The following is a 23,341-nucleotide window of genomic DNA, read 5'->3' as shown; positions in this document are numbered from 1 at the left end:
TCTCCATTTATTAGAACAGGTTGCAAAACATATTAAAAAAGGCACCTTCTCCAATAAGCAGGTGCCTTTTTATTAATTAAGCTTTTAGATCCAACTCTGCCACCATTTCCTGCCATTCAGCCATTCCAATCTCTTTGAACCCTAAGCTTTGATAGAGTTTAGCAGCTATTTGATTATCTGGGTGATAGCTGATTTTTACCTTTTTGCAGTCTGGTGTTTCTCGTAGCTGTTGAAGTACTTGTAGCATAGCAGCTTTTGCATAGCCTTTTCGTTGATATTTTTCATCGATCATGAGTCGGGAGATCCAATACTCACCAAGTGTATCTGTGTCTTGGTCATACCCGTAGAGGGTGAATCCAACCATAACTTCGGCAGCGTAAATTGCCATCGTATAGCAACTAGGATAAAATTTGGATTCAGCAATGGAATATAGATTGGAAGCGACAAAATGTTGTTGTTCCTTCGCAGGTTGAAGTTTGATACATTCTTTCCAGTTCTCACGAGTGATTTCTTTTAATTGTATTTGCAAAATAGGGTCCTCCTAAGTTGGAGACAGACCCTCTCATTTTGACGGTTTTATGAGCGGATCGGTCGAATTAGAAAACAGTGTCCTTTGCGTGTACGTCACTACCTGTTTGAATTAACATTTTTCTCATATGTATCACTCCCGTTCTGATATTTCAAACTAATTTTACTATATATGAAAAGTAATTCAGGTTCTAGGGAAGATTTTATGTTACATAAAAATAAATAGTCAGCCGATCTATTAGATGGCTGACTTTGGAGTATCTAGTTTTGGTATAGTAGATCTTCTATTGCCGTACGAATTCCTTGGATCAGATAACTTAGTACGAAAATTGGTGTAAACAGTGTTAGAAACATGGCTTTTGGTGCAAATACAGCCATAGAGATGAAATTAACAATATGAGCTAGAAGTTCTGGTGTATTGGCTTTTTCGATTTCATGCTGCTCCATATACGGGAAATGTCCATAAGACATCCGCGTTTCTTCTGTGAGATCTTGGAAGTAGGAGTTAGCACAAACTAAGATCAACAATAGAATTACTTGTAAGATCCACCAACTGATAGACCCTGCAAAAGAGTTTTCCATGGGTTCATGAAAAATGAGATAACTTGTGGCGAGCAATACAGCAGTACAGAGAGCGATTCCTAGTATGGATTCCGTAGTTAATCCTTTGTTTACTAGAAGTAGAAAGATTTGTGCGATAGCTGTTAATCCAAATAGTACTGTTAATCCTTTTGCAACTTTTAATACAACATTGAAAATACCTTTAGCAGACTCTAAAGTCACTGCAAACACATCCTTTGTAATGTATTTGACAGTGAGGCTAGATACCCCTCACTGTCCATATTTGGGTGAAGCTCCTTCTCGTTCTTATCAATTAAGGAAGAGAAGGAGCTTCACCCATATGGACAGCAAAGCTAGAAGTATTTTAATACAGTATTACTATTATTTCAATCTATTTGGACTTTGCATACCGTTCTAATTATGTGTAGTTTCGTATAAGGTAGTAATACAATCGAATGGACAAGGAATGATAACTGTGATCATATCCGTTCGTAGATGGAAAGAGTGGATTAAGTTTTTTGTGCTGTTTGTGTTGTTTACTACATTACTGTACCTTGTCATGTCTTTTTTGATGCCATTATTACAACCAGATGATGAGTATAAAGAGCCGCTTGGCGGAGCAGTAAAAGTTATCGTAATGGATCTAGAAATACCCAAACAAGAAATAACTTTTTCTCGTGAAGTATGGGAGCGAGTGAAACTGTTCTATCAGCAGGGAGAATGATATAATTTTTTTGAAAAGAAACGAACATGCTAAGATTAGTTCGTTCTTTTTTTGTTCTAGAGGAGGCAAGATGATGAAACCTTTTTCCAAAATCTTTTTGGTCGTGCTAGATAGTGTTGGGATCGGAGAATTACCAGATGCTGCTGACTATCAAGACCAAGGAGCCAATACAATCGGGCATATTGCGGAGTTTCGCAAAGGATTAAAAATGCCGAATATGGAACGTCTTGGTTTAGGAAAGGTAATACAAGCTAAGGGAATTCAAGAAGTAGAACAACCAATCGCTTCTTATGGCCGAATGATGGAGATTTCACGAGGAAAAGATACCACAACAGGTCATTGGGAGTTTATGGGGGTACATACAAAAACAGCATTTAAGACTTATCCAGAAGGGTTTCCTGCTGAATTGATTCAACGATTTGAAGAACAAACCGGTAGGAAAGTGATTGGCAATAAGCCTGCTTCTGGTACAGAGATTTTGGATGAATTAGGAGAGAGACATATACAATCAGGTGATTTAATTGTATATACCTCAGCAGATAGTGTGTTCCAGATTGCAGCTCATGAGGAAGTAGTGCCATTAGAAGAGCTCTATCGGATCTGTGAAATAGCCAGAGAATTGACGTTAGATGAAAAATATAGTGTGGTTCGAGTGATTGCTCGTCCTTTTGTGGGAGAACCTGGTAATTTTACACGTACCTCAAACCGACGGGACTATTCCGTAAAGCCTCCACACGAAACTGTACTCAACCAGTTACAAGATGCTGGGCTCGATATGATCGCAATTGGCAAAATTTCGGATATCTACGCTGGAGAAGGAATTACCAGATCCATTCATACCAAAGATAATCAGGACGGAGTAGATCAATTACTGAAAGTAGGAACAGAAGACTTTCATGGGCTTTGTTTCCTCAACTTAGTTGATTTTGATGCCAAATATGGTCATCGTCGCGATCCTGAAGGATATGCCAAGGCTTTAGAGGAATGGGATGAGCGTATTCCAGAGGTGTTGGATATGATTCAAGAGGACGATCTTCTATTGATCGTAGCGGATCATGGGAACGATCCTACCCATCATGGGACAGATCACACTCGGGAATATGTTCCTCTTTTTGCCTATACTCGTAGACAAACCGAAGGAAATTCACTTGGAGATCGCTCTACTTTCGCTGATGTGGGAATGACGATCGCAGAGAATTTTGGCGTAAAAGGTCCCGCTTTTGGGAAAAGCTTTTTGGCTGACTTAGAAGGATGATTCCTTGAAGATGAAAGATAATCGAAATGAAAAAATTGACTCAGTCTGTACTTTGTTCAAAAGAAAGGGAGAGTACCAATGTCTAAATGGCAACAAGCAATCGATGCAATAAGAGCAAAAACCTCCATCCAACCCAAAATTGGATTAATTTTAGGTTCTGGTCTTGGGATGTTAGCTGATGAGATCGAACAAGCCGACGTAATTCCTTATCATGAAATTCCGGGCTTTCCAACTTCTACCGTAGAGGGACATGCGGGTGAGCTAGTTTTAGGTACATTGGAAGGTCAACCTGTTATTACGATGAAAGGTCGTTTTCACTTATATGAAGGTCATGGGCTCGATTCAGTCACTTTTCCGATTCGGGTAATGAAGCAACTTGGTGTAGAGATAATCTTAGTAACCAATGCAGCAGGTGGGATTAACACAGAATTTGCTGCAGGGGATCTCATGTTGATTACCGATCACCTTAATCTAATGTATCGCAACCCATTAATCGGACCTAATGATAATGAACTTGGTGCACGTTTCCCAGATATGTCGACTGCCTATGATCCACAACTACGTCAACTTGCCAAAAAGGTTGCACAGTCCCAAGGGATTAGCCTACAGGAAGGGGTCTATGCAGGAGTTCTGGGCCCTTCCTATGAGACTCCAGCTGAGATTCGTATGATGCGAACTATTGGTGCTGATGCAGTAGGGATGTCAACTGTACCAGAAGTGATCGTAGCTCGTCATGCGGGAATCAAAGTGGTAGGGATCTCCTGTATTTCCAATATGGCAGCAGGAATACTGCCTCAACCTTTAAGTCACGCAGAAGTGATGGAGACAGCAGAAAAAGTAAAAAGTATCTTTATTGGTCTGGTAAAAGGTCTCATCCGAGAAATGTAAGAGGGGGAGTTAGGATGGCATTGTTAAACAAAATCCAAGAAGCAGTATCGCTGATTCAGAGCAAAACGACACACAAGCCAAGAGTGGGTCTTATTTTAGGGTCTGGATTGGGCAATTTAGCCAATGAGATTGAGCAAGCGGAAATAGTTTCTTATGCGGATGTTCCCCACTTTCCAGTATCTACAGTGGAGGGACATAAAGGACAGCTAGTGTTTGGTACATTACAGGGAGTATCGGTTGTTGCGATGCAAGGACGCTTTCACTATTACGAAGGCTATTCGCAACAAGAGGTGGTCTTTCCTGTCTATGTGATGAAAGAACTCGGAATACAAACTTTAATCGCCACCAATGCAGCTGGTGGGATGAACTCCAATTTCGCTGCGGGAGATCTGATGTTGATCACCGATCATCTCAATATGACTGGTGCAAATCCACTTATTGGTGCCAATGAAGCAGAATTAGGGCCTCGTTTTCCAGATATGTCCGAAGCTTATAGCAAAGAACTGATAGCGCTGGCAGAGCGTGTAGCTGAATCCCAAGGGATTAAAGTGCAAAAAGGAGTATACGCTGGAATTACAGGCCCTACTTATATGACTCCAGCAGAGCTGATTATGCTCCGTACATTAGGTGGGGATGCCGTAGGAATGTCGACCGTGCCAGAAGTAATTGCTGCTCGTCACGGTGGTCTATCTGTTTTAGGTATTTCCTGTATCACAGATATGGCAATTGGAGAAGAGCTAGAGCCACTTACCCATGAGCAAGTAGTAGAAGTAGCGAATCGTACCAAGCCTAAATTTATGGAACTGGTTAAAGGGATTATCCGAGAGGGTTGCAAATGATGAATACACCAGAGATTATCCGCAAAAAACGTGATGGGAAAGAACTAACAACGGAAGAGCTCCGTTACTTAATAGAGGGTTACTCGAAAGGAGAAATTCCAGATTATCAGCTTTCTGCGTGGGCAATGGCAGTCTACTATCAAGGTATGACTGCGAGAGAAACGGCAGATCTTACGATGGCTATGGTTGAATCAGGAGATCAAGTGGATTTGTCTGCGATTCCTGGTGTCAAAGTAGATAAACATAGTACAGGTGGAGTTGGAGACACTACAACATTGGTACTTGCCCCGCTCGTCGCTGCTGTAGGAGTGCCAGTCGCAAAGATGTCAGGACGTGGCCTAGGACATACTGGTGGAACCATTGATAAGTTAGAATCTATTCCTGGCTTCTCGACAGAGATTCCCAATAAAAAGTTTCTAGAGCTTGTCCAAAAATCAGGTATTGCTGTGATGGGGCAAACTGCTAACCTCACCCCAGCTGACAAGCAATTGTATGGGTTGCGTGATGTGACCGGAACAGTTGAATCGATCCCATTGATTGCAAGCTCCATCATGTCCAAAAAAATTGCGGCTGGATCGGATGCGATCGTACTCGATGTAAAAACCGGGGATGGCGCTTTTATGAAAGAGGAAGCAGATGCAGTTCGACTAGCAGAGGCGATGGTAGCGATTGGGCATCAGGTAGGACGAAAAACGGTAGCGATCATTAGTGATATGAGTCAACCACTAGGTTATGCTATTGGCAATGCTATGGAGATACGAGAAGCGATTGATACACTGCGTGGAGAAGGGCCAGAAGATTTGACAGATCTCTGTACGGCACTTGGAACGGAAATGCTCCTTCTTGCTGGAAAATACGAAACACGCCAAGAAGCAACTCAAGCATTACAACAAGTGATTGAAAATGGAGCTGCTTTAGAAAAAATGGAGGAATTTGTTTCCGGGCAAGGTGGCGATATAGCTACGATTACCGATCCTGGTAAACTTCCTCAACCAAAAGAAAAGGTAGTCATCCACTCAGACAAAGCAGGATATATTCAACGAATTCATGCAGAGGAGATCGGGCTTTGTGCGATGCGTCTCGGAGCAGGACGTGCTACCAAAGCAGATCAGATCGATTTTGCGGTAGGGGTGGAGTTACATCGCAAAGTTGGCGATGCTGTAGAGGTAGGTACTCCGCTTGCCACACTTTACGTTAATAGTGAAAAGAATCTACCTGAAGTAGAAAAGCGTCTAATCGCTGCAATGGAAATCGGTGAACAATCAGTACAAGCTCCAATGCTTATTCGAGGTATTGTAACACCAGAAGGTTTTCATCAATATAAATAATGACGATAATGTAGAGCTTCCGCCACATCATAGGTCGGGAGCTCTTTATTTTGGCACAGAGTTTGAATCGTGCTAACGAGTTCAGGGGCTTTTCTAACAAGACTAGTTCCAAGAATACTGGATAACAAAATAAAAAGATCATTTACATTTAGCTCGCTTAAGGTAATAGAGTAAGTGGTGCTTCCCAATACTTCGACATACAAAAAATGCTTCCAAGCGGATTTTTCCACTAAATATATTTGAAACTCTGGTTGTTTGTGTAGTAATTTGTCCATTGATAATCGCTCCCTGTGAATAAAACCTATGCTCTTGACCAATGTATGCAACGAACATAAAAAGGAAAACCAGACATTGCTAGAAGTTTCTCGATTTTAATAAAAAGCAAAGCTAAAAGCCTTAGCTATTCCTTGGCATAAAATTCCTATTCTCTACAGAAACTAGGGATATAAAGGATTAGGAGGAATATGCGATGCTACGAAAAATGAGCATCTGGACTTTTGTCAGTTGTCTATTTGTGATGGCGTTTATGCCAATGAGTAGCCTTTTAGCAGCAGCACCAAGGGAAACAGAACTAGCACCTAGTTCCCGATCAGCTATCTTGATGGATGCTGATAGTGGAGCGATCTTGTTCGAAAAAAATAGTCATGAAAAAATGCCACCTGCTTCTGTCACGAAAGTAATGACAATGCTTCTCATTATGGAGGCAATCGATACAGGAAAGATCAAATGGACAGACAAAGTGCGAGTAAGTGACCGTGCCTCATCCATGGGAGGATCTCAGATTTTCTTAGAGCCGGGTGAAGAGATGACGGTTGAAGAGATGTTAAAAGGGATTGCACTTGGTTCTGCCAATGATGCATCCGTTGCAATGGCAGAACATCTAGGTGGTACAGAAGAAGGGTTTGTGGAGATGATGAACGCGAAGGCAAAAGAGCTAGGGATGAATAACACTCATTTCCTTAACTCCAATGGGTTGCCAGTAGCTGATCATTATACTTCTGCTCATGACATTGCTGTAATGTCTCGTGAGCTTCTTAAACATGAGGAGATTACAAAGTTCACAGGTATCTACCAGGATCATCTAAGAAAAGATTCCGAAAAGCCATTTTGGTTGGTCAACACCAATAAACTAGTTCGATTTTATCAAGGATTAGATGGGCTCAAAACTGGTTTTACCAATGAAGCAAAATTTTGTCTTAGTGCCACCGCCAAACGGAACAACCTTCGTGTCATTGCAGTCGTGATGGGGGAGCCTGATACCAAAACACGTAATGCCGAAGTATCAGGGATGTTAGATTATGCATTTAATCAATACACGAGCGTTCCATTTTATAAAAAAGGCGAGTTGATCGCGAAGCTAGACATTGAAAAAGGGGAACCGGAGCAGGTAGAGATCCGTGCTAGCCGTCCTATTAGTCTGCTTCTAAAGAAGGGTGAAAACGCTCGAAATATTGAGAAGACCATTGTGTGGCGAGAGCTCAAAACCCCGCTTAAAAAAGGGGAACCACTTGGTAAATTACAGTTTAAAAAGCAAGGAAACATTATTTTAGAACTAGATCTAATCAGCAACACTGACATCCAGCAAGCGAGTCTCTGGGATTCTTTCCAAAAAGTGATGCGTAATGTACTTCAGCTTAATTGATTTAAGAATAGAGAAAAGCCGTACTAAATAAGTACGGCTTCTTTCATTATTTCTATCAAGAATTGCTTAGGTTTAGATATCTCAATTAAAATAATATTGTATTTTTACCCATAGAGAAAATAGTGTACAAAGAAGGTTTCATTTATAGTTGCTTATGAAGTTGGACAGGCAAGTAAGCAAAACATAAAGCTGTGTATAATAATTATGGGTAAAGAATTTGAAGGATTAAGCAATAAACATATTGGTTATAAAAGAGTGCTAACACCTATATGGGAAGATGCATGGATTACTCCAAGGTTAGTAGGAAAAATTATTGATTGGTGTTATTTGTCTAAAAAAGAAATAACAATGGTAGACTGGAAAGGCGAACTATTGATATAAGTTACTAATTGTGAAAAAAGAGCTTGGTGTGAAACTACCAAAGCTCTTTTGTCATGCTCTAAATCTATATAAAGTGAAAACAATGGAAGCAAGTTTCCAACACATAACAACGAACGAAAAAGGTATCTCCTAATGTTCTCTTTTTAGCTAACCACTTAGTTTTTTTAACCAATTCGACAAAACAAGAAGGAAAAAAGTGCCATAAATAGAAATGAACTAGAGATGAATTTGAGAAGAAGAAAAATAGAAAGGGGAGAAGGCTATGCAAGTAGAATTGCAGCGCACTCATCATGTATTAATCGTACGCTTGGAAGGCGAACTCGATCATCATACAGCTACAGAAGTTCGTGCAACGATAGATCATGAATGGGAAAAAGGGATTGACTCACATCTTGTGCTAAACTTAGCTGGCGTACATTTTATGGATAGTTCCGGTTTAGGTGTCATCCTAGGCAGATATAAAAGAGTAATGGAATCAAGAGGAAGCATGAAAGTTTGCAATGTCTCTGACGCCATTCAAAAGCTGATGGACATGTCTGGGCTTTTCAAAATTTTAGATCTATATGAGCATGAGGAACAAGCAATCTCTGCATGTGAGGTGGCATCATGAGTCGTACAAGAAACAATTTTATGGAGTTGCAATTTGCTAGTCGCTCCGAAAATGAAGCATTTGCACGAGTAGCAGTAGCCTCGTTTGCTTCTCAATTAGATCCCACTTTAGAAGAACTTACCGATATAAAAACAGTGGTCTCTGAAGCAGTTACCAATGCGATCATACATGGTTATGTAGATCGATTAGACGGTATTGTTACGGTTCGTGCGGAGATCGAAGGAAACAAGCTCCGAGTTCAGATCAGTGACGAAGGGATTGGGATCGAAGATGTAGAAGAGGCACGACAACCTCTTTATACTTCGAAACCAGAAATGGAACGTTCAGGGATGGGCTTCACGATCATGGAAAACTTTATGGATGAAGTAATGATTCATTCTGTACCAGGTAAAGGGACCATGATCAGTTTGGTTAAAGAACTAAAGAAAAACCCACAAAAGACAATGGTTAATTGAGGGGCTGCTGATGGAGACATCTGATGTACGCAATAGTCGCCATACCAAACTCTCAGACAAGGAAGTAAAAGAACTGATTGAATTAAGCCAAAAGGGAGACTATCAAGCACGAGATCGTCTTGTAAAGCATAATATCCGCCTTGTCTGGTCAGTAGTTCAACGGTTTTTGGGGAGAGGTTATGAAGCGGAAGACTTATTTCAAATTGGCTGTATCGGTTTATTAAAGGCAGTTGATAAATTTGACCTTTCCTATGATGTTCGTTTCTCGACCTATGCAGTTCCCATGATTATCGGAGAAATTCAACGATTTTTGCGTGATGATGGGATGGTCAAAGTAAGTAGGTCCCTGAAAGAATTAGCGAATAAGGTACGAAAAGCGAAAGATGAGCTTTCCAAAAAGCTCAATCGAGTACCTACTGTTCAAGAAGTAGCCGACGCGATGGGGATTGATCCAGAAGAAATAGTCTTTGCGCAAGAGGCTAATCGAGCTCCTACTTCGATCCATGAGACGGTATACGAGAACGATGGCGATCCGATTACTCTAATGGATCAGATTGCTGATGAAAATGAAACCGCCTGGTTTGATAAAATGGCATTAAAAGATGCTATACATCGTCTAAATGAACGAGAGCAACTTATCGTTTTATTACGGTATTACAAAGATCAGACACAATCAGAAGTAGCACAAAGGTTAGGTATCTCCCAAGTGCAAGTTTCGAGGTTGGAAAAGAAGATTATCTCACGAATGAGAGAAGAGCTCATCTTGGATGAGGCGCAGGACGCTTGAGAAAAAGGACTACTAGCCATGAAGGTTGGTGGTCTTTTTTGTTAGGAAAAATCCAAAGTGCTTATCCTAAAGCACTTTGGATCGGTTGCTTTTTCTAAAAACCAAAGGGAGAAGGAAAACCACCAAATCCAAATTTTCCGAATTTGAAAAATTTAGTACAAAAAATAATGATAAAGGAAATCAGCTTAAAGATAATACCAATTCCAAATCCACCAAACATAGAGATGCCTCCTTTATGTCTATTTTCTCTAACGTATGAACAAGGTTTGTAGTTTGCTTGTGCGGAGTTATCTAGTATAAGTGAATGGAAGGGAATAACTAATTGAAATTGTTCAATATAACTGATAATATGTCTTTGAAAATAGTTAGTCAGTTGAATAACTAACAAGGGTGGTATAGAGTCAGAAATGGCAAAACCAAATGTGATAAGTAAAAATGAGTTAATCGAGTATGCCAAAGAATGTCTCGTTGAGAAGGGAATTGAAAAGTTTACGTTAAAGGCGGTTGCGGAAGCAGGAGGAGTTACCCAGGGAACCATCTATTATCATTTTCGTACGAAAGAACAATTATTGTTAGAGATTGTGAGAGATATTTGTGATCGTTCTTGGAGTGAATTGTCACATCATAATGAAAATATTATAAAACAAGCATTTGAGTCGGCAAAAAGTCGTTGTTCCTCTGATTCTTTTTTTCACAAATTATTTCTTACATTAGTGGTATCAGGCTTTCATAACGAGAAAATAAAAGAACAACTTGGAGATATTTTGGAGAAAGAAAATGAAGCTCTTTCTAAGCACTTAACGAAAATATGGTCTCCAACACCGATCAAAGGAGTTTCATTTGAAACATGGGGGATCTTGTTGAATGCGATAGTAGATGGATTGGCAATACAAGCTTTGTTGTCCAAAGATTTTTCGGTGGAAAAGGTCTATAGAGAGCTAGAACAAGTATTGATCGGGCTGAGTAATCCATCTAAGAGGGAGTGTGGGAAATGAAAAAATATCTATTTACAGCCTTATGGGGTGTGTTTGTTTGGTTAAGTGCTACCTTATTTTTTGTGTTTTTTGGCAAAAATGTACTTTTCATCACTGACTCAAAAGAATTTATCATTAGTATTATTTTATTAGAAGCTGGTACAGCTATTTTGTTATGGGATGTTACCTATTTATAGTTATTGTTTGATAAGTTCAAGAATGCAGCTTTTCTCAAGAGAATAATACAAGTCGCTGTAGGGGTTTTTTGTACTTTTTCACTTATGATCACTTTGAAATACAAGACCTATTTCATCTCTCACTTTATCCAACTGGAAGTAATGTGATTTCATTGCTTCCATTAATAGGGCGTTATGATCTTTTGCGGATTGAATCATCCTCGCTACTTCGGTTGCATTAACAGACAGTGGCTTTTCACATAACACATGTTTGCCATTTTACAAAAATAAAATAGCTTGTTCTGTGTTATATGAATTGGGAGTAGCAATGTACACCGCGTCAATTTCTTGACTAAACTCCATTTCTTTTAGGTTTGTAAATATTTTTGTTGCTCCATATTTACTTGCAAATTCTTCTGCTCTACTAATCGTGCGAGAATAAACAGCAGTTAGTAATATGCAGTAAAGACCGCAATTCATAAAAGAAATAAATGCGGTCTTTACGTTGTTTCCATATTTTTTAAAGTGCACTCTATTCGAGATTGGCATGTTTGCCGTACATTTTAGTAGAGTCTAAGCCTTTTTTTTCCATGAAACGCAAGATCAATGCATCATAAAATAATAACATCGTTTGCTCAAAAAGTGACCCCATTGGCTGTATGGTCTTATATTCACTTTCAGATTGATCTTTCGGTGATCCAGGCAATTTAATAATAATATCAGCTAATTTTCCAATCGTGGAGTCAGGGAAAATCGTTACAGCTGCGACCGTCCCACCTAAACTTTTTGCTTTTTCAGCGATTGATACCAAGGTTTTCGTTTTACCTGAACCTGAACCGATGATCAACAAATCATCTTTTTCTAAATTTGCTGTTACAGTTTCACCGACTACATAAGCATCGATCCCCATGTGCATCATTCTCATCACGAAAGATTTGCCCATAAATCCAGATCTGCCCGCACCTGCAACAAAAATTTTTTTGGATTCCAGAATCTTATTAACCAACTTCTCTGCTTCTTCGTCAGAGATTAAGTCGACTGTCCGACTTAATTCTTGAACGACTTCAGCTAAATATTGAGTAGTTTTCATAGTTATAATTAACCTTGTTTAATCAATTCTTGCATTTTAGCTGCAACTGCTTTTTTGTCGTCTTTACTTGTGATACCGCCACCTACGATGACAAGATCTGGTTGTACTTTAATCACATCTGGAAGTGTTTCTAATTTGATACCGCCTGCAATAGCCGTTTTCGCATTTTTTACAACGCTCTTAATGGTTGCAAGGTCTTCGAAAGAATTTTTTCCTACAGCTTGAAGGTCATAACCTGTGTGAACGCAGATATAATCTACTCCAAGTTCATCCAGTTCTTTCGCACGACCTTTAATGTCTTTAACTGCGATCATATCAGCAAGGATTTGTTTACCTTGTTTTTTTGCTTCTTCTACAGCACCTTTAATGGACTCGTCTTCAGCTGTACCAAGAATGGTGATGATGTCAGCGCCTGCTGCAGATGCTTGGCTAACTTCATATCCAGCTGCATCCATGATTTTAAGATCAGCTAATACAGTTAAGTTAGGGAAGGCAGCTTTCACTTCCTTTACTGCTTTGAGGCCTTCATTAATCACAACCGGCGTGCCGATTTCTACAACATCTATATGATCTTCCACTTCTTTCACCAATTCAATGGCTCCTGGAATATCTACAAGGTCTAATGCTAATTGTAATTTCATTTATTACTCGCTCCTTATATAATCGTATAATTGTGCCGTATAGCTTTCTTTTGCACAGTGTTATTGTATCCAATTGATAGCTATTTACTAACGGTACGGTACTCAGTATACTGGGAATGTTACTAAATTAATAGTATGCACTTTTTTATCATATAGTAACAAAAAGTATACTATGGGACATAATCAGAGTTGGAGGTGAAATAAATGCCGAATCTTGGGGAAAAAGTGTTTAATTGTGAAAAAGAATTGACTCTTTCGATTATTGGTGGAAAATGGAAAATGCTGGTATTGTGGCATCTAGGAAAAGAAGGAACCAAACGTTTTGGTGAACTAAAGGCCCTCATGCCTGGTATCACTCAAAGAATGCTTGTTAATCAATTGCGTGAACTTGAAGACCATTTGATTGTTCATCGTGAAGTCTATCCTGTCGTTCCGCCAAAAGTTGAATATTCACTCACTGAGTATGGAAGAAGTCTGATGCCTATTCTGGATGCTATGTATGACTGGGGTAAAGATTATATTGAGAATGTATTGGAAAAAGAAACAAAAAACAAATCGCCTTTTCAGTAAAAAAAAGAGTGTCTCCTAGAGGTCCGAACAAACCACGGTTAGCTATCTTAATAAAGATACTGTCCGTGGTTTTTTATATCTCTACGCATTTATAAGGTTGAAAACACACCATTTAATAAAAGAATCAGTTACTAAAAAGCCAAGGGCAGCGAATTTTCTATAGTCGCTGTCCTTGACTTTTCACTCTTGGTATTGAATTCAAGTTTATAGTGTTATTTTTAACACTATGTTATACCGATGTATCTATATATTAATAAAGTGCGTACTTTCAAAAGGATAACATACGTAATATACTGATTTTGCTCAAGTAATAGCGAGCTTAAAGAATACTTCCAAACCTTAAGAGAATACTGCTACATGCATGGTGAGATGAAGTGAAACTTCATTTAATAATATAAATTTTTACGAAAGGAGAGATCCGCATGGGAAAGTTCAAAACTAAGCACCGAAAAGTTTGCGAAAGATGTCTAACCATCACCATAAATGATGTAGCCTGTCCAAAATGTGGACATTCTCATTTAAGAGATATCATTATTACCGGACAAGCTGGGAGAAATAAACGAATACATCCAAAAGCAGGATAACGCAATAGCGAAAATCCTTGTTGTTTTGTAGGAAAAACGAAGAAGATCAGACATTTTTCTATTTGAAAATGCTTTGAAAAAGGGGAGGAATGAAAAGTGGATTCTATGACGTTTGTCTTATTTGGGGCAACTGGGGATTTAGCTAAGCGAAAAATCTACCCTGCCTTGTTTAATTTATATTTGAATCAAAAATTACCAGATTCTTTTTTGATCATTGGGGTAGGAATAGACGAAATGTCTGATGTTGATTTTCATAACCATGTAACAGACTCGCTATACACTTTTTCTAGACACTTGATAAATGATAAATCCGAAAAACAAGAGTTTGTAAAGGCATTTCGTTATTGCCAGTTAGATTTCACGAATGCTGAAGGGTATAAGAAGTTAGTTGAAGTCGTTCAACAAAATGAAAAAGACCAGAGTATTGAAGAGAATCGAATGTTTTATCTTTCTGTTGCACCTGAATTCTTTGATGTAATTGCTTTATATATAAAGAAGAGTGGCTTAAGTTCGACAAGGGGATGGAAACGATTGATTATCGAAAAACCATTTGGGTATGACTTAAAATCTGCTGAAGATTTAAACAAAAAATTAAGCAAAGCTTTTGAAGAAGACGAAATTTTTCGGATTGACCATTATCTAGGAAAACCAATGGTTCAAAACCTTGAAGTCTTGGAATTTGCCAATCCTGTACTGCAATCACTTTGGAACAATCGGTTTATTGCCAATGTGCAAATCACGGCTAGTGAAACGGTTGGTGTAGAGGAGAGAGCAGGTTATTATGACCAAGCAGGTGCTATTCGTGATATGGTTCAAAATCATATGCTACAGCTGTTGATGATGACAGCCATGCATCTCCCAAAACAGATTAGTGCAAAAAATATCCGTAATGAGAAAAGAAAAGTTATGGAATCTCTGAGACCATTACAAAAAAATACTGTAGGTATTCACGTCATTCGCGGCCAATATGGATCAGGTGAAATAAACGGTTCACCAGTAGTCAGATATTTAGAAGAACCTGGCGTTGAGGCTTCTTCTAAAAACGATACATTCGTTGCTGCTCGTCTATGGATTGATAATTCCTTTTGGGACGGGGTACCATTCTATATCCGGACAGGAAAAAGAATGGCGGAAAAATTAACGCGGATTGTGATTGAATTCAAAAACCCATTAAAGAATTTGTATACCAATGAAATTCAAAATGCTGAACCCAATCTATTAGTTATTAATGTAAGTCCAAATGAAGGTGTTTCGTTGCAGTTAAATAGTAAAAATCCGATAAATGGAAAATTAGAACCTATTGTTGTTGATTTTTCAGCGAATAAAAAAGACGTGCCCGAAGCATATGAACTCTTAATATTTGATGCTCTGCGTGGAGATTCTACCTTCTTTGCTCATTGGGACGAAGTGAAATTATCTTGGAAATGGGTACAGCCTATTTTAGAGACATTTGAGGAAAATAGTGTTCCACTTCATTCGTATCAATCTGGCTCGATGGGACCAGAAGCTGCTCATCAATTATTGGAAGAGGATGGTTATAGATGGTGGTAAAAGAATTATGATTATACTTTGAATCCATTACGCTATAGATGAAAAATTCAAAAAATAAATACTCAAGGAGGAGTAATGATGAAGGTCGGATTAATTGGATTAGGAAAAATGGGTCTAAATTTAGGAAAGAACTTACGGTGAGATGGATTACTTTTTTGAGAAGGCATGTGGGATTAGTGGCTATCTGTTAGGAGTTAACCCATTCGACCAGCCTGGAGTCGAAGCATACAAGAAGAATATGTTTGCTTTACTTGACAAACCTGGTTTTGAAGCAGAAAAAGCTACTCTCATGGAGCGTTTATCAAAATAATTTATCTGATTGGTTTTGTATTAATAAAAAGATTATTACCAAAAACCATATTTTTGGAATAAAACCTTAGACAATGAAAAAAGAATTCGTCAACATATCGATGCGGTAGCTGCGGCTGAGCGTGTTGGAGTTAAATTCATTGCGTATACCAGTTTAGTGAATGCAACGGAAAGTAAAAACTTATTTGCTCCAACCCATAAGGCAACAGAAGAAGCAATCTTGAAAACAGGCATACCTTACTCCTTCTTACGTAATAACTGGTACTTGGAGAATGAAATTCCTACCATTCAGGGTGTTTTAGTAGGAGCTCCTTGGGTCACATCAGTAGGAGACGGCAGGGTAGGTTGGGCACTACAACAAGATTATACAGAAGCTACGGTAAAGGTACTATCTGGTAACGGGCACGAAAATACAATCTACAAGCTTTCTGGTAGGTCATTGCCCAAGAAGAATTCGTATCTCTTCTTGGCAGTGTACTAGGGAAAGAAGTAACTGTGCAACAGGTTGATGATGCCACTTATGCTGATATTATGAAAAATGCTGGCATACCAGATTTTGTTATTCCTATACTTGTTGACATCCAAAAAAGCATACGAGAAGGCACACTGGATTTTGAGAGAAATGATTTAGAAAAAGTTCTTGGTCGTCCAGTTTCCCCAATCAGCGAAGCTTTGAGCCAAATTGTGAGTCAAATCTCTCAACCAGAGAATTAAGTATAGTCAATAAACGATTTTCTCGATAGAAGGTGAACCATGTACTAGAACTAATGGGTGCACAATTCCGCACGGTACAGCAAATGCCCTTTATCTGCCGTATGTTATTGACTCTAATCGAAATGCTGAAAGCTCAAGATATGCTGATATCGCAAGGATGCTTGGTTTAAACGGAACAACGGATGACGAACTGATCGATTCGTTAACAGACCTCCTCCGTGGTATAAATAAATCTTTGAATCTGCCATTAACACTAAAGGAATTTGTTGTTAAAAAAACAGGATTTGAAAAACATCTGAACCAGATGGCAGCAAGAGCTGTTGAAGATCCATGTACTCCATCGAATTCAAGAGAAGTATCAGTAGAGGATATGAAAAAAATCTATATTGCGGCTTATAACGGGAATAAAATCAACTTCTAATGAAGATAATCAGAACATGGTACGGAAATGAATATTTTTACTTCTGTTCTATGATTTTAAGGAGGTTAATGAACATGAGCAAAAAAATCGCTACACTTATAACAAACCTATTTGAAGATGTGAGTACACTGAACCAGCACAAGCCTTTAAAGAAGCTGGTCATGAAGTTATCACGATTGACAAACAATCAGGTAACGAAGTAACTGGTAAAAAAGGCATAACCGTAAAAATTGATAAATCCATTGATGAAGTTCATCCTGCAGACTTTGAGCACTGTTTATCCCTGGTGGATTCTCTCCCGATTTATTGCGTGAAGACGATCGTTTTGGGGAATTTGCAAAATCATTTATCCAAGACGAAAAACCCGTTTTTGCCATTTGTCATGGACCACAAGTGTTAATCGATACAGCCCTTTTAAAAGGTGTCGACATCACTGGCTTTAAATCCATTCGCAACGATTTGAAAAATACTGGTGAAATTATAAAGACGAAGAAGTTGTTATCAGCAAAAATATTGTAACAAGTCGAGAACCAAAAGATATTCCAGCATTTAATCGTGAATCACTAAAACTTTTAGCTACATAATAATGCTGATGTAATAACGTAAATATTTCTAACTTGCGGATTATTTAATCAGAATCCGCAAGTTGGTTAAACATATGAATAAAGGAGGTTATGACGTTGTCATTAAAAGGAAAAAGAGTGGTTGTTTTAGGAGGTACATCTGGTATTGGTTTAGACGCTGCTAAGGCGTTTCTCGATGAATCCGCTCAAGTCATTATTGCTAGCCGTTCTGCTTCAAAATTATCTGACGCAAAAGTGAAGCTTGGTGGTAACGTAGAAGGCTATGAAATCGACTTTCGCAGCGAGGAAAAGGTTGCAGACTTTTTCAAGAAGGTTGGGAAATTTGATCACCTGGTGGTTACTGCAGGTGAAGGAGTTATGGGTCACTTTAGCGAACTGCCTGTTGCAACCGTAAGAGAGGCTTTTGATAGTAAGTTCTGGGGGCAGTATATTTCGGTTCGTGCTGCTCTTCCATACTTGAATAATGAAAGTTCTATTACATTAACTTCCGGTGTATATGGTGTGCGTCCTCCTCAAGGTGCAACGACTCTAGCTTCCATTAATTCAGCAATCGATGGATTAGTACGAGGACTTTCAGTAGACCTGGCACCTATCAGAGTAAACGTGGTATCACCTGGTATCGTTGACACTCCTCTTTACGGCGGAATGCCAGAAGATCAAAGACAAGATATGTACCATGGAATAGCTAAGCAATTACCTGTCGGACGTGTTGCTCAACCTAAAGATATAGCTGAAACCTATGTTTACCTAGCGAAAAATGGGTTTACAACTGGCACATCGGTTCTTATCGATGGAGGAGCTCATCTGATCTAATCCATTGATATCAAAGTCGATTGATAAATTGATTTAGAATAGAAGTGGTGAGGATGACTCAAAGTGTTTGACACTTATAGGCCAACCTCACTTCTTTGTTTTTTTGCACAGTTGGAAGCAGAAATAGCCATATAATGCAACAAAGAAGGATTTTGTTGGTTTTTGGGAATTCTAAATATATGCGACTTTATTCTAAGAGATGTTAACATTCTACTTCTATGATACCCAAATACATAAAAGAAAGGGTCGAGCCTAATGGATGAAAAGAAAAAAGAGGAAATTAAAAATGCATTAGCCAAACACGTGGTAACTCTGCCTGACGGCACTTCTTTACCTAGTTTAGGACAAGGAACATGGTACATGGGGGAAAATCCCCAAGTGAGAGACAAAGAAATAAAAGCCTTGCAGCTCGGCTTAGAATTGGGTATGAAACTTATTGACACTGCTGAAATGTACGGAAATGGCGACTCTGAACGCTTAGTTGGCGAAGCCATTAGAGGACGCAGAAATGAAGTCTTTTTAGTCTCAAAAGTGTATCCCCATCATGCAAGTTTAGATATGATTTCAAAAGCATGTGAAAACAGCTTAAAACGACTCGGAACAGACCACTTGGACTTATATCTTCTCCACTGGAGAGGACGTGTTCCTTTAGAGGAAACAATTGAAGGAATGGAAAAACTACGTGAAGAAGGGAAAATTTTAAGATGGGGCGTCTCTAATTTTGACACGGTTGATATGGGAGAGCTATGGAACACTACGAATGGAAAAAATTGTGTGACGAACCAAGTGCTATACCATTTAGGTTCAAGAGGAATCGACTTCGATCTCTTACCATGGCAGCGTGAACATAACATGCCAATCATGGCCTACAGTCCCCTTGCTCAAGGAGGCTCTTTAAGAAGACAGCTTTTAAACGATCCAGCAATTCATGATATTGCTGACAAATACAATGTCCAGCCATTACAAATCGCTCTTGCTTGGACCATCCGTTCGAATAACGTTATCGCTATTCCAAAAGCGGTTCAACTTGATCATGTTTTAGCAAATGCTGAAGCAGCAACTTTTGAGTTTACTGAAGAAGATCTCAGTAGAATTGATCAAGTATTTCCTAAACCTACTAGGAAAATGCCATTGGATATTATTTGAAAATTCACTTTAAAAAAGGACTCTTGTTGGAGTTGCTGACAATCTAATAGGAATTTCAAAAAAACTGTGTAGAATTTATTCCATACAGTTTTTTTATCGGGGAAATTTAATATCCTTACCGAATTATTCTCGCATCAAAACCCTATTGATGATAGACTAAAAAGTAGACAAGACGAGCTGAGAATGACAAAATAAGACCAAATCATTCGAGGTGATCGTGATGTCAAAGTATGACAAGGAGTTTAAAATTCAAACTGTTCAGTTAGTGTTGGAGCAAGGAAAATCTGTTGCTCAAACAGCAGAGGATTTAGATGTCTCTATTCAAACGTTGTATCACTGGATTAAGCAATATAAAACGGATAAAAACAACGCTTTCCGCGGAAGCGGAAACCTGAAGCCAAAAGACAAGGCTTTACGAGACTTACAGAAACGAATTCGTGACCTTGAAGAGGAAAATGCTATTTTAAAAAAGGCGATGCACATCTTCGCAAAAGACCGGGGCTAACTTTTGAGTTCATATATGAACACCGCTTCGAGTTCCGTGTACAGAAGATGTGTCAGGTAATGGGAGTTTCTAGAAGCGGTTTTTACAAATGGCTGAACCGTCCCGAAAGCGAGCAGAAGAAGCGCAGAAAAAAGTTAGTGAAGCAAATCCACCATCTGTTTCTTGATTCCAGAAGGCTGTATGGTAGCCCTAAAATTACTCGACAGCTAAAAACAAAAGGGATTTGCGTATCTCAAAAGACAGTTGCCAGGATTATGAGAGAGCATGAACTGGTTTCTCGTACAGTTAAGAAGTACAAACCCTACCTGTTCATGAAAATACGCTAAACCAGCGGTTTAGCACAGAAAAACCTAATCAAGTATGGGTAGCAGATATTACCTATGTTCCTACTCAGGAAGGCTGGGTGTATGTTGCAAGTGTGATGGATCTCTACTCTCGTAAAATTATTGGCTGGCATGCTGACAACCGAATGACTAAAGAGCTTGTTTTGACTGCTTTAGATCGTGCGTACAAACAACAGAAGCCAAAAAACTAGTACTTCATCATTCTGATCGTGGAAGTCAATATGCTTCGCATGAATACCAAAAAAGACTGAAACAGTATGGATTGGAAGGAAGTATGAGTCGTAAAGGAAACTGCTATGACAATGCGTGCATTGAATCCTTTCACAGTATATTGAAGAAAGAACTGGTGTATCTTTCCCGCTTCCTGTCTAGAAAACAAGCGAAACAAGATATATTTGAATACACCGAATTTTTCTACAACCGTAAAAGAATTCACTCATCCATTGACTACGAACGTATGTACTTCAAGAAATACAGCTCTGCTGCATAACAAGACTCGTTTTTTTCTGTCTACTTTCTTGACCTAATACCAAAAGTGCTACTGTAATTAAATCCCAATTATATAGATTTTTTAAGTAGGTAAGAGAATCAATAACTTCGTTATCAGGTTTCAACTTAGAATAATCATTGAAGTGATCTTCCTCATTGAAAAAGTCTAAGTCCAGGTTAAGAATTAGAGAGTTGTTTTGTATAAAAGGTTCGACAATATCAAATTCTATTACTTCCTTAAGTTCTGGAATTGACCTAACTCTTATTCCCTCGTAAATTCTATTATTTATAAGATTCCGTGTTCGCTCATTAAATGGATCATCAAAAAAGTTGGAAACGTAAATTATATTATTTATTGTTCCTCTACCAAAAGCAGGCCAAATAAATGTATCGTAAGTAACAAACTCTTTTGTAAATACTTTTAAAGCTTCTAATTCTTGTATATCAGAGTATTCTGGATTATCCTCTAAGACAAAAGGACAATCATCCAAGTGAGCATCTACATGAAACAGAGTAGAATTAAGTTTAATCCATGAATTTACTTTTGCTAATTCTCAAATATAAAAAGCCCTTTATGATTATCCATTATGTATATTTTTTTATCTGGAAAACAGATTTATTCCCATCTCTCATTTTTCCACCTCATAAATAATTATTATAGATAATCACAACTACTAAAAAAGAGGATCACCATTAAAAGGCAATCCTCTTTTTTGACCACAAGGGTCGAATCCGCGATATGGATCGTTTTTTAAGGCGATCAGAATTTAAATCCGAATTTTACATTATTTTGCTTCGTGAATAAAGCGTTGTTATTCTATGGAAACAAAAAAACAATTGGATAGCCTCTTTTTTCTAAGGACCTTTTTGACATTCGTAAATCCTTCCCTTCTTTTAAAAATGGGTTTCAAGAGATGGTAGTATAACCAAAATTGGTTACAACGGACTTGAAAAAATTAGCTCTCTAATGAGCCAGTTTTTTCGCTAATTTCCGTTACCAATTGCGCAAGTGTAACTTGAGCTAGTCTCGTTCTAAGACCATTTGGGCTTGAAGCATCTTGGATCGAAATACAGATTCGATATTAGCACCTACTGGACATTCAAGATTGGGATTCTCATGAAAATGAAAGAGTTCATTCTCCTCGACCACTTCGACTGCCCGATACACATCAAGCAACGTTATTTCATCCTTCTCTTTCGTTAAGTATGCCCCTCCAGCTCCAGGTCGTACATTGACTAATCCAGCTTTTTTCAGCTTCCCGATAATCCTACGAATGATAACTGGAAGTCTTGACGCTTTCTGCAATAAACTCGGATGTTCATGGAGATGGGCTTAATGCGAGGAGAGATAGAATGTAAACAGCGACGGAAAAACGACTGCTAATTTTTTTCATATCTTTCACCCTCTCGATGTAACCGTTGTAGTTTCACCAAAAACGGATGTCAAGGTATTGAACTTCTAGATAAGCGTAAAGTGTTTGAAAAAATTACAATGGCATAGTTATTAAGTATACAGATGCCTATAGTGAACTTATAAAAAAGAAGAACAGCAGAGCAAAAGCTTTACGGTTAAAGTATGGAGTCTTGAGGATCAGGAAACCCATTACGTCCATTAATTTGTTCTCCATATTCAATTGAATATGAACACCTATTTCAGTAAACTAAGAAATTCCCGCATAAATCCTGGTAGATCCGGCCAAGCTTGACCCGATACAAGGTTTTGATGTATATGTATCTGTTCGTCGATGTACTTTGCTCCACAGGCCAACACATCAGGTCTACAAGAAGGGTAGGCTGTATATTCTCGCCCTTGCATCAATTCAGGAATAACAGTCAATAACTGAGCCGCATGACAAATTGCTCCAACAGGCTTATTTTCCTGAAAAAAGTGACTGATAATAGGTGTCACAGCTTCATTCATACGGATATATTCAGGTGCGCGACCTCCTGGAATAATCAGGCCATCAAATTCCTCTGGGCTAATATCAGTAAATGCGGCATGAGATTTAAGATCGTAAGCTGGTTTTTCCACAAACGTCTCCATTCCCTCTATAAAATCATGGACAACTGTATGCAGCTTCTTGACTGCAGGAGAAGCAATCGTTACATCATACCCCTCCTCTAAACAACGGTAATAAGGATAAAAAACCTCGAGTGCTTCTACCGCATCTCCTGTAACAATGAGTATTTTTTTGCTCACGAAAATAGCCTCCTGTTTAATGAAATAATAGTTAAATTATAAGTTACAACCCAATAAATTTATATTGCTTAAAGGCTCAAAAAAATATACATAAATATTGAAAGGACATTAAGTCATTTTTCGCAAATATGGATCGACACTACTTCAATTGATGTTTCTGAGGCTTTATACAGAAATCTCTTCAAGCATGATACCAATCTATTATTTTATTTTTATGTATAATGGTATGCTA

Annotated in this window: 26 protein-coding genes and 6 pseudogenes; 22 read left to right on the top strand and 10 right to left on the bottom strand. The window is 38.5% G+C overall.

The genetic code is table 11. The features are described from left to right. Positions 1 to 76: 76 nt before the first annotated feature. The gene (locus VJ09_RS03855; RefSeq protein WP_044640321.1) at positions 77 to 529 is read right to left on the bottom strand and encodes a GNAT family N-acetyltransferase; all 453 of its coding nucleotides are present in this window, start codon (positions 527 to 529) and stop codon (positions 77 to 79) included. A gap of 260 nt (positions 530 to 789) precedes the next feature. Beyond that, entirely contained in the window at positions 790 to 1,311 is a 522-nt protein-coding gene (locus VJ09_RS03850; protein WP_044640320.1) for a hypothetical protein, read from the bottom strand. 253 nt (positions 1,312 to 1,564) lie between these two features. Between VJ09_RS03850 and VJ09_RS03845 the strand changes: the two genes are divergently transcribed. From VJ09_RS03845 to VJ09_RS03825, 5 genes are all read left to right on the top strand, one after another. Beyond that, positions 1,565 to 1,813 carry a DUF4227 family protein gene (locus VJ09_RS03845; protein WP_052807202.1) on the top strand — a complete coding sequence of 83 codons (249 nt, stop codon included), beginning with the start codon at positions 1,565 to 1,567 and terminating at the stop codon, positions 1,811 to 1,813. A 70-nt stretch (positions 1,814 to 1,883) separates the two neighbouring features. Beyond that, on the top strand, positions 1,884 to 3,068 hold the full coding sequence (gene deoB, locus VJ09_RS03840; protein ID WP_044640318.1) for a phosphopentomutase: 1,185 nt from the start codon (positions 1,884 to 1,886) through the stop codon (positions 3,066 to 3,068). Between the two features lie 78 nt (positions 3,069 to 3,146). Further along, complete coding sequence (locus tag VJ09_RS03835) at positions 3,147 to 3,956, top strand: purine-nucleoside phosphorylase (protein WP_044640317.1); 810 nt, start codon at positions 3,147 to 3,149, stop codon at positions 3,954 to 3,956. Between the two features lie 14 nt (positions 3,957 to 3,970). Then, positions 3,971 to 4,795, top strand: coding sequence for a purine-nucleoside phosphorylase (locus VJ09_RS03830; protein WP_044640316.1), 825 nt, complete (start codon positions 3,971 to 3,973; stop codon positions 4,793 to 4,795). Further along, complete coding sequence (locus VJ09_RS03825; RefSeq protein ID WP_044641571.1) at positions 4,795 to 6,123, top strand: pyrimidine-nucleoside phosphorylase; 1,329 nt, start codon at positions 4,795 to 4,797, stop codon at positions 6,121 to 6,123. Before VJ09_RS03830 ends, VJ09_RS03825 begins: the two co-directional genes overlap by 1 nt. Here VJ09_RS03825 and VJ09_RS03820 read toward each other — a convergent pair. Next, the gene (locus tag VJ09_RS03820; RefSeq protein ID WP_044640315.1) at positions 6,111 to 6,398 is read right to left on the bottom strand and encodes a hypothetical protein; all 288 of its coding nucleotides are present in this window, start codon (positions 6,396 to 6,398) and stop codon (positions 6,111 to 6,113) included. The two genes, VJ09_RS03825 and VJ09_RS03820, sit on opposite strands and share 13 nt — an antisense overlap. A gap of 251 nt (positions 6,399 to 6,649) precedes the next feature. On the opposite strand from VJ09_RS03820, the gene VJ09_RS03815 reads away from it, so the two are divergent. The 5 genes from VJ09_RS03815 (at position 6,650) to sigF (ending at position 9,998) form a co-directional block, all read left to right on the top strand. After that, positions 6,650 to 7,765 carry a D-alanyl-D-alanine carboxypeptidase family protein gene (locus tag VJ09_RS03815; protein WP_407689984.1) on the top strand — a complete coding sequence of 372 codons (1,116 nt, stop codon included), beginning with the start codon at positions 6,650 to 6,652 and terminating at the stop codon, positions 7,763 to 7,765. A 204-nt stretch (positions 7,766 to 7,969) separates the two neighbouring features. Then, positions 7,970 to 8,146 carry a hypothetical protein gene (locus tag VJ09_RS18680; RefSeq protein ID WP_187118678.1) on the top strand — a complete coding sequence of 59 codons (177 nt, stop codon included), beginning with the start codon at positions 7,970 to 7,972 and terminating at the stop codon, positions 8,144 to 8,146. A gap of 262 nt (positions 8,147 to 8,408) precedes the next feature. Continuing rightward, the gene (spoIIAA, locus tag VJ09_RS03810) at positions 8,409 to 8,756 is read left to right on the top strand and encodes an anti-sigma F factor antagonist (protein WP_044640314.1); all 348 of its coding nucleotides are present in this window, start codon (positions 8,409 to 8,411) and stop codon (positions 8,754 to 8,756) included. After that, positions 8,753 to 9,211, top strand: coding sequence for an anti-sigma F factor (gene spoIIAB / locus VJ09_RS03805; protein WP_044640313.1), 459 nt, complete (start codon positions 8,753 to 8,755; stop codon positions 9,209 to 9,211). The genes spoIIAA and spoIIAB overlap by 4 nt, the downstream gene beginning before the upstream one ends. 10 nt (positions 9,212 to 9,221) lie before the next feature. Continuing rightward, entirely contained in the window at positions 9,222 to 9,998 is a 777-nt protein-coding gene (sigF, locus tag VJ09_RS03800) for an RNA polymerase sporulation sigma factor SigF (RefSeq protein ID WP_044640312.1), read from the top strand. Positions 9,999 to 10,092: 94 nt separating this feature from the next. Here the strand turns inward: sigF and VJ09_RS18945 are convergent, their stop codons facing one another. Next, positions 10,093 to 10,218: a hypothetical protein gene (locus VJ09_RS18945; RefSeq protein ID WP_267904257.1), complete on the bottom strand. Its 126-nt coding sequence runs from the start codon at positions 10,216 to 10,218 to the stop codon at positions 10,093 to 10,095. Positions 10,219 to 10,405: 187 nt separating this feature from the next. Between VJ09_RS18945 and VJ09_RS03795 the strand changes: the two genes are divergently transcribed. Next, complete coding sequence (locus tag VJ09_RS03795; RefSeq protein WP_044640311.1) at positions 10,406 to 10,993, top strand: TetR/AcrR family transcriptional regulator; 588 nt, start codon at positions 10,406 to 10,408, stop codon at positions 10,991 to 10,993. After that, positions 10,990 to 11,169 carry a hypothetical protein gene (locus tag VJ09_RS03790; protein ID WP_052807201.1) on the top strand — a complete coding sequence of 60 codons (180 nt, stop codon included), beginning with the start codon at positions 10,990 to 10,992 and terminating at the stop codon, positions 11,167 to 11,169. Before VJ09_RS03795 ends, VJ09_RS03790 begins: the two co-directional genes overlap by 4 nt. Before the next feature lie 78 nt (positions 11,170 to 11,247). On the opposite strand, the pseudogene VJ09_RS17965 reads toward VJ09_RS03790, so the two are convergent. From VJ09_RS17965 to hxlA, 3 genes and pseudogenes are all read right to left on the bottom strand, one after another. Beyond that, positions 11,248 to 11,628 (bottom strand): annotated as a pseudogene (locus tag VJ09_RS17965) (Gfo/Idh/MocA family protein). Between the two features lie 52 nt (positions 11,629 to 11,680). Beyond that, entirely contained in the window at positions 11,681 to 12,238 is a 558-nt protein-coding gene (hxlB, locus tag VJ09_RS03780; RefSeq protein ID WP_044640309.1) for a 6-phospho-3-hexuloisomerase, read from the bottom strand. A gap of 8 nt (positions 12,239 to 12,246) precedes the next feature. After that, complete coding sequence (hxlA, locus tag VJ09_RS03775) at positions 12,247 to 12,879, bottom strand: 3-hexulose-6-phosphate synthase (RefSeq protein WP_044640308.1); 633 nt, start codon at positions 12,877 to 12,879, stop codon at positions 12,247 to 12,249. 204 nt (positions 12,880 to 13,083) lie between these two features. On the opposite strand from hxlA, the gene VJ09_RS03770 reads away from it, so the two are divergent. The 10 genes and pseudogenes from VJ09_RS03770 to VJ09_RS03730 all read left to right on the top strand — a co-directional run bounded on the left by VJ09_RS03770 (position 13,084) and on the right by VJ09_RS03730 (position 20,910). Beyond that, a complete protein-coding gene (locus VJ09_RS03770) occupies positions 13,084 to 13,449 on the top strand; it encodes a transcriptional activator HxlR (protein ID WP_044640307.1) in 366 nt (121 codons plus the stop codon). Positions 13,450 to 13,871: 422 nt separating this feature from the next. Next, on the top strand, positions 13,872 to 14,033 hold the full coding sequence (locus VJ09_RS18325) for a hypothetical protein (protein ID WP_154662339.1): 162 nt from the start codon (positions 13,872 to 13,874) through the stop codon (positions 14,031 to 14,033). A gap of 96 nt (positions 14,034 to 14,129) precedes the next feature. Further along, entirely contained in the window at positions 14,130 to 15,584 is a 1,455-nt protein-coding gene (gene zwf / locus VJ09_RS03765) for a glucose-6-phosphate dehydrogenase (protein ID WP_044640306.1), read from the top strand. 124 nt (positions 15,585 to 15,708) lie between these two features. Continuing rightward, a pseudogene (locus tag VJ09_RS17960) lies at positions 15,709 to 15,894 on the top strand (glucose-6-phosphate isomerase); the annotation flags it as partial. A gap of 69 nt (positions 15,895 to 15,963) precedes the next feature. After that, positions 15,964 to 16,607, top strand: a pseudogene (locus tag VJ09_RS03760) (NmrA family NAD(P)-binding protein); the annotation flags it as partial. Positions 16,608 to 16,623: 16 nt separating this feature from the next. Then, the gene (locus VJ09_RS03755) at positions 16,624 to 17,028 is read left to right on the top strand and encodes a dehydroquinate synthase/iron-containing alcohol dehydrogenase family protein (protein ID WP_325063589.1); all 405 of its coding nucleotides are present in this window, start codon (positions 16,624 to 16,626) and stop codon (positions 17,026 to 17,028) included. A 74-nt stretch (positions 17,029 to 17,102) separates the two neighbouring features. Further along, positions 17,103 to 17,612, top strand: a pseudogene (locus tag VJ09_RS03750) (type 1 glutamine amidotransferase domain-containing protein). Between the two features lie 96 nt (positions 17,613 to 17,708). Then, positions 17,709 to 18,425 carry an SDR family oxidoreductase gene (locus tag VJ09_RS03745; RefSeq protein ID WP_044640304.1) on the top strand — a complete coding sequence of 239 codons (717 nt, stop codon included), beginning with the start codon at positions 17,709 to 17,711 and terminating at the stop codon, positions 18,423 to 18,425. A gap of 255 nt (positions 18,426 to 18,680) precedes the next feature. After that, entirely contained in the window at positions 18,681 to 19,571 is an 891-nt protein-coding gene (locus tag VJ09_RS03740) for an aldo/keto reductase (RefSeq protein ID WP_044640303.1), read from the top strand. Between the two features lie 220 nt (positions 19,572 to 19,791). Next, positions 19,792 to 20,910 (top strand): annotated as a pseudogene (locus tag VJ09_RS03730) (IS3 family transposase). Here VJ09_RS03730 and VJ09_RS03725 read toward each other — a convergent pair. From VJ09_RS03725 to VJ09_RS03715, 3 genes and pseudogenes are all read right to left on the bottom strand, one after another. Next, on the bottom strand, positions 20,885 to 21,400 hold the full coding sequence (locus VJ09_RS03725; protein WP_044640301.1) for a hypothetical protein: 516 nt from the start codon (positions 21,398 to 21,400) through the stop codon (positions 20,885 to 20,887). The pseudogene VJ09_RS03730 and the gene VJ09_RS03725 overlap by 26 nt on opposite strands. 465 nt (positions 21,401 to 21,865) lie before the next feature. Then, a pseudogene (locus VJ09_RS03720) lies at positions 21,866 to 22,303 on the bottom strand (Rrf2 family transcriptional regulator). A 254-nt stretch (positions 22,304 to 22,557) separates the two neighbouring features. Then, positions 22,558 to 23,109 carry a DJ-1/PfpI family protein gene (locus tag VJ09_RS03715; protein ID WP_044640300.1) on the bottom strand — a complete coding sequence of 184 codons (552 nt, stop codon included), beginning with the start codon at positions 23,107 to 23,109 and terminating at the stop codon, positions 22,558 to 22,560. Between the last annotated feature and the right edge of the window lie 232 nt (positions 23,110 to 23,341).

Origin of the sequence: Risungbinella massiliensis (assembly GCF_000942395.1) — a bacterium.
GTDB lineage: Bacteria > Bacillota > Bacilli > Thermoactinomycetales > Thermoactinomycetaceae > Risungbinella > Risungbinella massiliensis.
This window is presented reverse-complemented; position numbering and strand designations above follow the sequence as displayed.